Genomic DNA, 14,054 nt, shown 5'->3' with positions numbered 1-14,054 from the left:
TTGAGATTCGGGTTAAATGAAAAGCTTATCAATTTCCATTCTGCTGTAATAAAGTGGAAGAATTACCAGAATTCTCAGAAGTTGTGCAATTAGTTTCTTCCCAGGCTCTTGAAGCCTATCAAAAAGTCGTTAAGCCTTATGAGGGTTTATTGGGAGTTGTCATTGGGCTAGCGATCGCTGACACTGCCATACACTTAATCCCGGCTTTTTTTCAGTCGGGTTTAATCGAATTTGCAGTTAGTTTATCTCTCGCGATCGCTGCCTGTTGGTTGGGTTCTCGCCTGTTTAAGCGGGTTTTTGATATCTATCTCTTAGATGCTGCGATCAACAGCGGACGTAAAATCAATAGCGAACTGCTAATTCTGGCTAAATTAATTGCTAATTTCATTATTGTATTTTTGATTATCGTTATTTTTGCCGAAACTCATAAAATTAATATTTTTGGTTTAGTAGCCAGTTTAGGGATTGGCGGCTTAGCTGTTGCCTTTGCTGCTCAAAAAACTTTGGAACAAGTATTAGGAGGCATTGTCATTTATCTCGATCGTCCCTTTGTTGTCGATGACTATATTGGCTTGCCAGATGGGATTTTTGGCAGAGTTGAGTCAATTGGCTGGCGTTCCACCAGAATTCGCACCTCTGGCAAAGGAACATTGGTAATCGTACCGAATAGTTCCTTAACACAGGTGAATATTGAGAATTTTTCGGGTGCCAAGAAAGTTATGGCTCTCATCTACTTAAACTTCGACCGAAAAATTGAGAACGAAGAACGTGCCTTAATTCGTCAAGTCATCTTAGACAGTACAGAGGATATTTTTGGAATCGACTCGCGCAACACCGAAGTTACATTTAAAGATTTGAGCAAGGATAGCGAGAGCAAAACGCAAGCACAAATCACTTTTTTTATCTTAGGTTCTAGCGAAGTGTCGATGGGATTGCGGCGTCAACTCCTCGATATTGCGAGTCAAAATATTACAGATAAATTGAAATATTACGGGATTGTCTTCGACATTGAAGAACCAACAATTTATGTGGATTCACCCATTACTATCTAATCTAAACCTTGCCGATATTCGTTATCAGGTTCTTCAAATTGATATTTCCAAACCCCTTATTTTCTTGCTGTTTGTCCTCCTGTCTTTGCTATTGGGACGATACACACCTGGGATCAGCAAATTAATCGTCCGCCGCTTTGCATCGGAGAAAGTAACGAGTATTTATGAAGACTTAATCGAGCCAATCAAACACTTGTTTAGAGTGGCGGGTACATTTATCCTTATCTCTCTTTCTCTAACCTGGATTGAAGATTATCAATCCCTTTATAAATTAATCAAACCTTTTGTAGATTTAGCTGTCATTGTTAGCGTAGCTTGGTTAATATCCCGGTTGTTTCGGCAGTTTATCCGAATTTATGGAATTGATATACTTGGGAAATTTAGTCGAGATTTTGATGAACTGATTTTGGTAATTGAGACTTTAGTAAATGTTGCGATCGGCTTCATCGCCATTCTGGCTTTTGCTCAAAGTCAGCAATTCAATTTAGTTGGCTTGATGGCAAGTTTAGGCATTGGTGGATTGGCGGTGGCGTTTGCGGCTCAAAAGACTCTAGAGCAGCTTTTAGGGACGATTGTTTTGTATTTAGATCGCCCTTTTGTTCCTGGGGATTATATTCGTCTGCCTTCAATTGGCAATGTACCTGGAGGTTTGTTTGGTCGCGTTGAATCGATTGGTTTGCGCTCTACTAAGATTCGCACGGCGGCTAAAAGTACGTTATATATTGTGCCCAATTCCACATTGGCAAATTTAGAAATTGAGAATGTGACGATGGGCAAGAAGGTAATGGTTTTACTTTATCTAGATTTTTTTGGGTTACTAGAAGATCGGGAACAGGCGCTAGTACAGCAAGTCATTAATCAGAGTACAGACTCTGTGTTCGGGATCGATCCAGGTAGTACAAATATTACTTTAATAAATAATGCGGAAAAGCAAACAACGAGAGCGAGGGTAACGTTTTTTATTCTGGGTTCCAGTGAAAACTCGATTCAACTGCGAAAGCATCTACTGGAATTGGCGAACGAAAAAATCTCCAAGCATCTGCTCGAGTATGGCATAGAGTTTAAGATGCAGGAACCAACAATTTATGTTGAGTCACCAGTGACTATTTAATGACGCCTATACAGTTATGGCTAGATAGGTCATCCTAGAGACTGCCAGCGCGTTAGTCATCTTGCAGGATGCTCCTCTTTCAAGCGGTGATGGCTGTCCACTCTATCGACTGATTGTTGGGAACCTCAAATCGAATGGCGGTGGTCGCCCAGTTTTTAAAATCTGGTGCCATCCGAGTCAGCTTTTGCAGAATTTCATCGCTCACCCACAACACTAGCGGAAAAGCGAACTGCTTGCGGAACTGATTCCGGACGAGGTTCGTCGAGGTAAGTACTTGATTAATGTCCACCACAGATTCTAGACCGAAGACCATCAAGGCTTGCGGCTGCCGATCTTCAATTGTTTTTTGAATCGTTGTATAAAGCGTCTTTACCGAAGGATGCAGGACGAGTTCTTGAATTTCGACCGTGGAGATTTCTTTTAGCAGCTTTGCCATTTGCTCTTGTAACTGGGGATAGTTACAGGAAACCAAAATCAGCGAGAACTCACCTTGAGAAAGCGCGATCGCCTTGGCGAGTCTTCTGAGCGATCGCTTGTGGTTTGCCTGAACATCTTCTGAATCATAAAGGTCAGTCATGGCGAGTACCAAAGGGAGTTTAAGTAACATTTTTTCAATCTAAGTTTCTTTTTGCTTCCTTATATCGGGTGATTTTGGGAGCGTTCCGGCGATCGCGCTCTAACAGGACAATGACTGCTATCTCTTGGCTTCGTGATCTCTATCACTTAATTTAAGTGATCTCAGCTTGCCTGTCCAAAGGCAGCTAGAACAGTGCTGAGCTTGAATTAAGAGTCCTGTAGGGGTTGTTGAATGTATGCGTACACCCGGTTATTTGCTACACAGGGGCATTCGGCTTTTCCCCAAACAAGGAATAAAATGTAATAAAATTTAACATATCGCTATAGTTCTTAAAGTCACAAGTGCTGGCTCTGGACATGGAATGCCAACAGCTCGATCGGACCGCACCACGATGTGCTAAGAGCGCTCTCGCTTTGCTGGATGCTGGCGACATCCAAATGTCCTAGACGTTGCGTATCCTACGAAAAGCCGCAATTCTAATTTTTGAAACCACCTACAGCTTGTATCTAAGTTAAAGAGCTTTATGCAGAAAATCCATAAGGATTGATTGCCACTATGCAAACATTGCACACCTACCTGATGAAACTACCGAAAGAATGAAAAATTGCTGACAAAGCAACAGCAGCAGACTCGGCTCTTTTTGAGCGATTTAGAAACACATCTGCTTCTTCCTTGGCTGTATAAATGAAAACTGTAGCAGAGGAGACAGCAGCTTTGGGGGATTTATTAAGTAATCTTCAGCTTTCTTAGCCAAAACCAGACTTATAGTAGATGCGGGTACGCAAAAGTTAGTAATTAAGCGATAGCGAAGCGCCGACCGGTCGGTTCGCCCTTCCACATTTGAACGTCAACGAAGCGATCGCGCCTCTACTTCAAGAAGGCTTATGTTCCCCTGAAAGACGGGTTTTCCCACCAGAATGGACATTGATGACGGTACGGGCGATCGCGCCGGTAGCCGGAATTCCCCCAAAGAAGGGAACGATGATATTCACTAAGCCTTGACCAATGAGTTCCCGATCGCTATTGTGTTTCTCACTCACGGTCATCCCATCCGCCACGACGGCTGATAATAAAGACTCGATCCTGCCGAGTGCTGCGAGTGCCAAAGCCGGCTCGATCGGTTCTCGAATTAATCCAAAATCATTCCAGAGGGGAATTCCTTGCGGCATCGGTAAAGATTGGGAAATGGCTGCAATTGTGGGCACTTTGAGATGAAAATAAGATGCGATCGCGATCGCTAAAACCAATCCTATTAATGAACCCGGTATCGTGCGATTATTACTCCAATTTTACTCTCGTCCTTGAAGACATTTCCCCTTGTTTCTACTAACAAGTCAAAAAGTTTAACGCTGCCTAATTGCCGGACGATGTAGGGTACATTTTGCGGATACCCAGGTATTGAGAAGGGCAGGTACAAGACCTACCCCGCCATTCTTTCAATCGTCAGCCACTTCAAAACTTGTATGCTGGTTGCACTTGCAGCATCCTTCAAGGGAGCGATGGCGATTTTCGATTCCCAATGATTTCCATGACACCACAACCTTTACCCAGTCAACTTGCTGCAACCTTTGCCGAAATGCCCAAGTCATGATTTGTGGTTCCATAATATTTGGGGAAGTTTTCGTACACCCTGATTGAGGTAGAGATTGAAATACGCTGTCAAACGACTTTTTACGAGCTTCGCAGACGGGCTAGTTTGGTTTAGCCGTGCCTTTGGGCGTCAAGCTTGGTTTATCTTCCTGGTTGCCTTTAGCTTCACCATGACGCTGGTAAACCCTGCCGCATTTGCTCAGACAAAATTTTTCGATGTGGAAGGACTTTGGGCGCAACCCTGTATAGAACAGTTGGCACAAAAGCAGATTATTAGTGGCTACCCGGATGGAAGTTTCCGACCAAAGGCACCCGTAACCAGGGGTGAGTTTGCCGCGATGGTTGGCAAAGCTTTCCCCAATACAGCGGACGTTCGTAGCGGCGGTCAGTTTGCGGATATCCCAGCAAATTCCTGGGCGGTAGATGCAATTCGTAAAGCCTATCAAAAGGGATTTATGTCGGGTTATCCGGGTGGGGTGTTCAAGCCGAACGAAAAAATCCCGCGATCGCAAGCGTTGGTATCTTTGGCGAGTGGTTTGAAGTATTCGCCTACTCAGGCGGTGAGTAGCACGTTGTCTGGGGCATTTACCGATGCAACGGCAATTCCTAGCTATGCGCGGAATGCGATCGCTGCTGCGACCGAAAAACAAATCGTGGTCAATTACCCCAACGTCAAGACACTCAATCCCAATCAGCTAGCCAGTCGTGCAGAAGTTGCAGCTTTCTTGTGTCAAGCCACCGGAACTGCTGGATTAGTCCCTTCCCAATACATTGTTAGCGCTGGGACGCCGCCAACCGCGCAGTCCGAAGAGATTCGGGGGGTGTGGCTGACGAATATTGATAGTGACGTGTTGTTTGAGCGCGATCGCCTGAGCAAAGCCCTACAACGCCTTGATGAGCTAAATTTCAATACCGTTTATCCCACCGTTTGGAATTGGGGTTACACCTTATATCCCAGTGCGGTAGCCCAAAAAGTCACCGGGCGATCGCTCGATCCCACCCCAGGCTTACAAGGACGAGATATCCTCAAAGAAATCATAGACCAGGGACATCAAAAAGGCATAGGAGTCATCCCCTGGTTTGAATTCGGTTTCATGGCACCCGCTGATTCTGAACTCGCCAAACGCCACCCCGAATGGCTACTCAAAAAGCGCGACGGTTCCCAAACTTGGAAAGAAGGAACGCATAACCGAGTTTGGCTGAATCCAATGCGTCCCGAAGTGCAGAATTTCATCCAAGATTTAGTGGTCGAAATTGTTAGCAAATATGATGTTGACGGCATTCAATTTGATGACCACTTTGGCTTTCCCGCCGATTTTGGCTACGACGCCTTTACCGTCGAACTGTACAAGAAAGAAAACGGTGGGAAATCTCCTCCCGCCAACGCCCAAGATCCTCAATGGATACGCTGGCGGGCTGACAAAATTACTGCCTATCTGAAACAGTTGTTCAAGGCCGTCAAAGACCGCAAACCCAACGTTATTTTTGCCCTTTCTCCCAATCCCCAAGAATTCTCTTACAACTCCTTCCTAGCCGACTGGCAGAAGTGGGAACAGCAGGGACTCATAGAGGAACTGATCGTCCAAATCTATCGAGATGATCTGAGTCGCTTTATTGGGGAATTAGAGCGCCCAGAAGTCAAAGCAGCAAAGCGCCATATCCCCGTCGCTATCGGCATTCTCAGCGGTGTGAAACCTCACCCGGTTAAGGCTGCCCAGATTCGGGATCAAGTTGCTGCGGTGCGTCAGCGTGGATTTGCTGGGATGTCCTTCTTCTTCTACGAAAGCTTGTGGAATATGACCCCCGAAAAGCCAGACTTGAGACAAGCTGCCTTTAAAGGATTCTTCCCTGTGTCCGTAGAGCGACCCAATCTTTTGGACGGGTGGAAAGCATCTCGTTAGGAATTAAGACTAAATAACCGGGAATCATTGCCGTTTTGTAGGGGCATGGCAATCAAAAAGCCCCTACGCGGTTTATAAATCCCCTGAGAGTTTGTATCGCCGGTACGGACAAGAAATTTGTTTTTCTTAGCTGTTGAGTACTATTACTCATCATTGACAGGGGATTTACAGCCAAGTACGGTAGAATGCTGACGAGCAAAGCACAGCTCAGTAAGTAGCAGTAAAGCCGCGACGAAAGCGTGCGGCTTGTGTAGCCGGGGCAGGAGTGTGGTGGTGAAAATATCGCTTTTAGATAGGTTACGGCTGGGCGTAGCAGTCGGGACGGCAAAGACAGTGACGCAGCTGGTGCGCTTGCTGCGTTTGGGGGCTGCTAGCGTTTTACCGGGAGAAATTGCCGGACGCATTCAGCCGCAGCTGTTGTCCCTGCTGTCGGGTCAAGTAAAGCACGGTGTGATTTTCATTGCGGGGACAAATGGGAAGACAACGACATCGCTGCTGTTGCGGACAATGCTAGAAAGTCAGGGATGGCGCGTTGTTCACAATGCGGCGGGTGCCAATCTTATGAATGGATTAATCACCGCACTGCTGACCAACACCAATTTAATCGGTCAGCTCAACGCTGACTATGCAATTTTAGAGGTAGATGAAAATATTCTGCCGAAGGTTTTGCCGCCAGTTCAACCAAAATTGATTTTGTGTTTAAATTTATTTCGGGATCAGCTGGATCGGTACGGTGAAGTGGATACGATTAGCCAGCGTTGGCAGAAAGCGATCGCCCAATCCAAAGATACGGTAGCGATCTTAAATGGCGATGACCCCACCTTGTCTCATCTGGGTCAGCAGTTATCGCAACGAGTTTTATTCTTCGGTTTAAGCGAACCTGAAGCTTATCTTGACGAAATTCCTCATGCAGTAGATTCTATATATTGTCCCCGGTGCGGACATTCTCTCGATTATCAGGGCGTCTACTTATCTCATCAGGGCGATTATCGGTGTCCTAGCTGTGGCTTTGAAAAAGGCCCCTTGGCAATCGATAGTCGCCAATGGCCTCAGATTCTGATTGGGATTTACAACAAATACAACACGCTGGCGGCTATTTTAGCGGCGCAAGAAATTGGCGTTGATACCGCAAATATCCTGGACACGATTAAAAACTTCCATGCAGCGTTTGGACGGGCTGAGGAATTAGAAGTCGCCGGGAAAAAGGTGCGGATTTTGCTATCAAAAAATCCCGTAGCGCTGAATGAAACCATCCGCGCAGTAAATCAGCAAAGAAGCCACGGCGGTTCTTCCACAACGCTGATGGTGCTAAACGATCGCACCCCAGATGGGACTGATGTCTCTTGGATTTGGGATGTAGACACCGAAAAATTGGTAGAACAGGGAGGAACGGTGGTAGTCAGCGGCGATCGCGTTTACGATATGGCGCTACGCCTGCAATACAGCCAAGCAGACGAGGAACATGGCTGCAAACTGATCGTGAAAGAAGATTTGCAAGAAGCGATCGCCACTGCTTTAGAACACACCGCCACCGGCGAAACCCTGCACATTCTACCGACTTACTCAGCGATGCTAGAAGTCCGAGGTATTTTGACGGGGCGAAAAATTCTGTAGATGTTAAACGCTCTCGGTACGCAGAAAGTAGCCTTCCTTTGCGTACCTCTGCGATTTCCTTGGCGCTACTTTGCGTTAAAAATCAAAAAATTTGACTGTCACCATGACCGAACAACTTGAACTCACAATTGGCTGGCTTTATCCGACGCTGATGAGTACCTACGGCGATCGCGGTAATGTCATCTGTTTACAACAACGCGCCCAATGGCGGGGGATCAAAGTCAACGTCATGCCCTTAGATCGGGACGCCCCGACCGAGCAATTTCACCAAGTTGATGTAATCGTGGGTGGCGGCGCACAAGACCGACAGCAGGAAATAGTCATGCGCGATTTGCGCCTTGGCAAAGCAGAAGCGATCGCTCAGAAAATTGAAGCCGGAACGCCTGGGGTATTTACTTGCGGATCGCCCCAACTGCTAGGACACTATTACGAACCCGCCTTAGGGCAACGGATTGAAGGATTGGGTTTATTGGATTTTGTTAGTAAGCATCCGGGGCCAGATGCCCGTCGCTGTATCGGGAATGTCGTGTTTGAGATAACGGCGTCGCGATTGGCGGAGGATTTGCGAAAGATGTCGGAGGATGCGCCTCTGGTCATCGGCTTTGAAAATCACGGCGGACGCACTTATTTAGGTGAGGTGGAACCCTTGGGACGTGTGATTAGCGGTTATGGGAATAATGGGGAAGATGGGATGGAAGGAGCATTTTATCGGAATGCGATCGCGACCTACTCTCACGGTCCTCTTTTACCCAAAAATCCCTCGATTGCTGACTGGCTCATTCAAACTGCACTTGCAGAAAAATATCAAACGCCAATTTCTTTAAAACCGCTGAATGATGTCTTGGCAATGCAGGGGCGAGAAGCGATGTTTAAAAAGTTGGGCGTCAAGGTGCCAGCGGTTTCTGCACAGCGGGGATCGAAAAATTAGTACAGTTCTGACTTGAACTCGGAACCTCACCCCCAACCCTTCTCCGTTGACGGAGAGGGGCGAATATTAAACCTATCTCTCAGAAAAGCGGGGACGGGCAGGGGTGGGGTTAAACTCCCTGTCTCCAGACGAGATTGATTGCGTCTGGAGACGATTCTCCGATTCATCCGCATCGTCTGGATAAATGGGCGATCGCTGCCACCAATGCTAATGGTTTCACTGGCTTCGCGACGTGTGTCTGAAAGCCAGCTTTGACAGCCCGCGAGCGATCTTCTTCTCTGGCATACGCTGTCAGAGCCAAAGCTGGAATTCCCTTTTGTTGTGCATCCAGCGCCCTAACTTTGCGGATAAAAGTATAGCCGTCCTCGTTCGGCATATCGATGTCGCTCACCAGGACATCCGGACGCCAATCCGAAGCATCGTCAGTTAAGACTGCCATTGCCTCTTTTGCGGATGCAACTGCCATCACTTCGCCTCCGTAGTGTTGCAAGATAACCGTCAGCAACTCACGGGCATCGGCTTCATCATCTACTACCAGCACTCGCAATCCGTTGAGTCCTGGAGGACACTCTGAGAGTCCTTCGTTGTCCCTTGTCCAGAATCCCTGCTCGATATCCTTTGGCTCGATGAGGACAGCGAGGATCGGCAGCTTCACTGTAAATGTCGCGCCTTTTCCTTCTCCCGGACTTTGGGCAAAGACCGTACCTCCGTGCAGTTCTATCAAGTGGCGGGCGACGGCTAACCCCAGTCCCAGTCCGCCATATGACCGGGTGATGGAGCTATCGGCTTGACGGAAACGATCGAACACATAGGGGAGAAAGTCGGCAGCGATTCCCTGTCCGGTGTCGCTGACTTGAATCTCAACCCAAGAGTTGCTCCGCTCCAGCCGCACCTCGACTCGCCCCCGTTTGGGTGTAAACTTCACTGCATTCGACAGTAAATTCCATACAACTTGCTGCAAGCGGTCGGGATCGCCGCAGATTAGCCCTGCGGAGGAATCAAGAAAAGACTCCAATCGAATCGACTTGGCACTAGCCGCCGGTTGGATGGTCGCGATCGCAGCTTCAATGACGGAGGATAGCTCCAGCGGACGGACATAAAGGCGAAATTTCCCCTGAATAATCCGCGAAACATCCAGCAAATCCTCAATTAGCTGTGTTTGCAACCGAGCATTACGCTCAATTGTCTCCATTGCCCGCACAATAATCGCTTCGTCAAGCTTCCGAGTCCGAAGCAACTGAGTCCATCCCAGCATTGAGTTGAGGGGGGTGCGAAGCTCGTGAGAGAGGGTTGCTAAAAACTCATCCTTCAGGCGGTTGGTTTCTTCAGCTGCCATTCTCGCCTGTTGTTCATAAACGAGCAGTTTTTCGCGCTCTTGTTCGGCTTGCTTGCGCTCGGTAATGTCTATACAAGAGCCGATATAACCGACAAAGCTCCCGCCTGGAGTCAGCCGGGGAACGCCTCGATCGAAAACCCAGCGATACTCGCCATCAAAGCGCCTCAGGCGGTATTCCATTTCAAAATTTTCGCGGGCATCAAAGGCAGTGCGGTATGTTTCTACACACTGCTGAAGATCGTCAGGATGGAGGCTTTGCGTCCACCCCATGCCGATTGATTCTTCTAAAGTCCTGCCAGTAAAGTCGAGCCAGCCTTTATTAAAATAATTACAAGTTTTGTCGCAATCGCACATCCACAACATCACGGGAGCCATATCTGCCATCAGGCGAAATCGTTGTTCGCTTTCCCGCAGCGACTCCTGCGATCGCTGGCGCTCGGTAATGTCGCGGTAAGCGATCGCGATACCCGCTACACTCTTCACATCTAGTAAATTATTGGCGATCGCTTCAAAATCTCGCCAAGAGCCATCGACTTTCTGGATGCGAAACTGTGCGGTAATTTTGCTAGTTGGAGAGTTGCTAGTTGGAGAATTCAGTGCAGCTGCTAATAGTTTCTCTGCCTGAGAGCGATCGCTCGGATGAACAATTTCAATTGCTTTTTTCGAGAGCCAATTTTCCGGTTCGTAGCCCAAAATCGATTGAATGGAGGCACTGGTGTAGCGAATTGTGCCATCAGCTGCAACAATCACAAGAATGTCAGAGGCATTCTGCGCTAAAGCCCGGAACCGCTCTTCACTTTCCCGCAGTGCCTCTGCTCTGGCAAGCTCAATTTTCAGCCGTCGATCGAAGACAGAACCCAGCAGCGCTAGCGCTAGCACGATCGTCGTGGCAATTCCAATTTCAACTGCCAGCCAAGAATTGTCCATAATCAAGGACAACTCCATCCCGGAGGGATTGGTTGATTGATAGCTTACCGCTGCCATCCCGGTATAGTGCATCCCTGCGATCGCGCATCCCATGACAATCGCGCTGCCGATCTTTCGCAAGTTCCCGGTTAATGTCGCCGCTGTACGCAGATGAAAAGCTAACCACAAGGCGAGCCAGGAAGCACTAATGGCGATCGCCATCGAAACTGCTACCAGTCTAAGGTCATAGGTAACGGTCGCTTCTAACCGCATCCCCGCCATGCCTGTATAGTGCATCGCGGCAATGCCACAGCCCATGAAAATGCCACCTGCGAGTAATCTTCGCCAACCCATTTGTTCGCGGCTAACGATATACAAAGCTGCGGCGGAAGCGATCGCTGCGACTCCCATTGAAACCAAGACGGTGGGGAAATCGTAAGCCATTGAGATTGGCAGGCAATAGGCGAGCATTCCGATAAAATGCATCGACCAAATGCCACTTCCCATCGCGATCGCACCTCCTGCTAGCCACAGCTTCCGCCCACGTCCTTGAGCCGCCGTGACTCGTCCCGCTAAATCCAGCGCCGTGTAGGAAGCGGCGATCGCGATCGCCATCGAAAGCACAACCAGACGTAAATCGTAGGTTGCTATCATCTCTTGGGCTGCATCATTGATTCCCTTCATCTCTATACTGAACGCTGAGATTGTGGTGGCAATCGCAATCTCTCACGATCGGATTGCCTGATTCAAGTGTTTAAATTTTATCGGAGCAGCGGTTGAAAACTGTTTAACCTTCAGGAATAGCCTGAGTATATCTTCCTATGAGTTAATCTTATGGAAATCGAGGAGAAGGAACAGAGAACGAGGTAGAATGCCCCTGCACCCCTACCCTTTTTACTTGTCCTTTTTCACCTGCCTTTTTTACTTCTGGCGTTCGCCATTTTTGCCAAACCGAGTTTCTTGTAACGTTGTGCCAATGCCTTGAATGATGCCGCGTCCAATTAAGCCAATGCCTCTGCCGATTACTTGCGTGAGGACGTAAACAACACCGCTACCTAGGAAGGCAACCGTTGAGCGCAGACGTGGCGCGATCGCATCTCTAGTTTCTAGCGCTAGCGTACAAGCGAGTTGGGCACCCCTCAGTTGCTGCAATTCATCAGTGCGGGGGGCATAAATAGAGATTTTTTTGATTCCAATGCCACCTAGCGCTAGCAGAAGATATCGGCTTTCAAAAATTGCGGTTGGCTCACCCACATATCTTTCTAAACGATATTTCCACGATAGATTGTTCCGAAATCGAGCAATTTCCCGCGATGAAATTAACCGTCTATCGTAAAAAATCTGCTTAATTGCTTCCACATCTGCGAAATAGTTCAGCAGGGGTTGGACAACGCTATTGGCAATTTGAATTAATAAATTCTCCAAGATAACTTCTGCTCGATCCCGCGCTTCCGGTGTCCCAAAAGAGTAGGAAACATTATCAATCATCAGCGAAGTTTGAAAAAGCAAATAGTTGATGATTTCGGCAACCAGAGGAATTTTATCTAGAAAAGATTGTTGAATAATTGTTGCATCCTGTAACAAAGTATTGACAATATCCACTTCAAGGTTTCCGACTTGAATTGTGCAATATTTGCCAAAAAAATCAGTGGTAGACGCTTGCCACAAATCCCGCAGAATCAGCGAGTGCTTCAGAGCGATCGCTTCCGGCTGTAGCTGGGAAAAGCGCAGTTCCTCTAAGACATCCTCGAATTTACGCAAGATCAGATAGAGCAATTCCCGTTTCTTTTCTTCCAGCAGAATATCAATTTCCAACGGAGAGCCAGTCAGATTCTTGAGTCCGAATTGAAGTTTATTTAAAGTAGCGTCTAGCAGGGGGCTGAGGATCGAGGATTCAGAAAGTGCTGAGGACTGAGTCGCGAGTATTGAGTCTAACGAGGGATTATTTCTTCTCCTCGGTTCCGGGGTAGGGAGAGGAGTCCCACTGCGGCGATCGCGACTTCCCGATCTAGGTGGGTTGAGGAGGTCATTCGAGTTTTCCTCAGGGGGGTCAGTAAAACCCGTCCCTGCCACCTGATTTCTTGCGCCGGTCGTCGCCACAGGTAACAGCTGATTGACCAGCCAACGGGCTGTCCGCAATTCTCGTCGCCGTCCCGTTAGGATGAACCAATCTAGTGTTGAAAGATTGGGGTTTTGTACCTGGTTTGTCACCTGGGCGATCGCGGTATCGATTTGCCGTAGTCCCGACTGACGGATTTGCCAGAGCAAGGATGAACGACTTTGTATGACATCTGAGGCTTCTACAGGCGCGTCGTTTTGCGTCTGTACGAGTTCTGACCAGTAAACTTCCCCAACGGCTACCTGACGAAGCGCTGGCACCAGAACCGAGAGATCGGTGCCTTTGGGGCAATAGCCCTCGACGCCTAGGGTTCTGGCTGCTATCAGTTCCTCTGGCGTGAGTCGTTGGCTGAGAAGGAATATCGGTAATTTCGGGAATTGCGTCTTTAATTCCTGGCACAGATGCAACCCGATCGATCCCCCCAAAGACAAGTTAGAGCGACCTAAGTTTAGTTCTAAAATCACCAGATTTGGAGCGTTGTCTGTACCAACTCCATCTGCCAGCGTCTGCAAAGCGTCTGCAACGCTATCCGCCTGGGCAACGACTTGCAGGTCGGGAAACGACGGCAAAGCGGTGCTAAGACCCAACCGAAAAATCGGGTCATCATCGATTAGCATCAACTTGAAGCGGCGAACAGTCCCAAGGGTATCCGCTACGCGATCGCTCATCAACAACCTCCTGCTTCACACCGCTTTCTCCCTGCTATAACAGATTACTCATTCCAGGGGCGATGCGAACAGAGCGCGATCGCGTGTCTTGGAAGCGAGGCTAACGCCTCGCGCAGAAAAAGTCAGTTCGCCACGCTTGTATAGCAATCGCCAAGGTAATTAGGACGACAAGCATAAGACATGCTCGATTGCATCTCGCAAACAATTAAACTGGTCGAGTTGTTTGCGGATGCGGCTGTTGAGCCAAGACCA

Annotated in this window: 8 protein-coding genes and 1 pseudogene; 5 read left to right on the top strand and 4 right to left on the bottom strand. The window is 48.0% G+C overall.

Annotation, left to right across the window (positions count from 1 at the left end):
• Window positions 1–53 precede the first annotated feature (53 nt).
• On the top strand, window positions 54–1,052 hold the full coding sequence (locus tag NDI44_RS25630) for a mechanosensitive ion channel domain-containing protein (RefSeq protein ID WP_190410152.1): 999 nt from the start codon (window positions 54–56) through the stop codon (window positions 1,050–1,052).
• Window positions 1,027–2,163 (top strand): mechanosensitive ion channel domain-containing protein, encoded by a 1,137-nt coding sequence (locus NDI44_RS25625; RefSeq protein WP_190410151.1) that lies wholly within the window; start codon window positions 1,027–1,029, stop codon window positions 2,161–2,163. Before NDI44_RS25630 ends, NDI44_RS25625 begins: the two co-directional genes overlap by 26 nt.
• A 79-nt stretch (window positions 2,164–2,242) precedes the next feature.
• Here the strand turns inward: NDI44_RS25625 and NDI44_RS25620 are convergent, their stop codons facing one another.
• On the bottom strand, window positions 2,243–2,770 hold the full coding sequence (locus NDI44_RS25620) for a hypothetical protein (RefSeq protein ID WP_242036929.1): 528 nt from the start codon (window positions 2,768–2,770) through the stop codon (window positions 2,243–2,245).
• 860 nt (window positions 2,771–3,630) lie between these two features.
• Window positions 3,631–4,017, bottom strand: a pseudogene (locus NDI44_RS25615) (SulP family inorganic anion transporter); the annotation flags it as partial.
• Window positions 4,018–4,386: 369 nt separating this feature from the next.
• Here NDI44_RS25615 and NDI44_RS25610 point away from each other — a divergent pair.
• From NDI44_RS25610 to NDI44_RS25600, 3 genes are all read left to right on the top strand, one after another.
• Window positions 4,387–6,231, top strand: a complete 1,845-nt coding sequence (locus NDI44_RS25610) for a family 10 glycosylhydrolase (RefSeq protein ID WP_190410149.1) — start codon at window positions 4,387–4,389, stop codon at window positions 6,229–6,231.
• 273 nt (window positions 6,232–6,504) lie between these two features.
• Window positions 6,505–7,845, top strand: coding sequence for a MurT ligase domain-containing protein (locus tag NDI44_RS25605; RefSeq protein ID WP_190410148.1), 1,341 nt, complete (start codon window positions 6,505–6,507; stop codon window positions 7,843–7,845).
• 103 nt (window positions 7,846–7,948) lie between these two features.
• Window positions 7,949–8,773: a type 1 glutamine amidotransferase gene (locus NDI44_RS25600; protein ID WP_190410147.1), complete on the top strand. Its 825-nt coding sequence runs from the start codon at window positions 7,949–7,951 to the stop codon at window positions 8,771–8,773.
• A gap of 163 nt (window positions 8,774–8,936) precedes the next feature.
• Here the strand turns inward: NDI44_RS25600 and NDI44_RS25595 are convergent, their stop codons facing one another.
• Entirely contained in the window at window positions 8,937–11,699 is a 2,763-nt protein-coding gene (locus tag NDI44_RS25595) for an MHYT domain-containing protein (RefSeq protein ID WP_190410146.1), read from the bottom strand.
• Window positions 11,700–11,936: 237 nt separating this feature from the next.
• A complete protein-coding gene (locus tag NDI44_RS25590; RefSeq protein ID WP_190410145.1) occupies window positions 11,937–13,802 on the bottom strand; it encodes a DUF3685 domain-containing protein in 1,866 nt (621 codons plus the stop codon).
• Between the last annotated feature and the right edge of the window lie 252 nt (window positions 13,803–14,054).

This window comes from Trichocoleus sp. DQ-A3 (genome assembly GCF_039961975.1).
Taxonomy (GTDB): domain Bacteria; phylum Cyanobacteriota; class Cyanobacteriia; order Cyanobacteriales; family FACHB-T130; genus FACHB-T130.
Note: the sequence above shows the minus strand (reverse complement) of the source record. Positions and strands in the feature narration are given on the sequence as shown.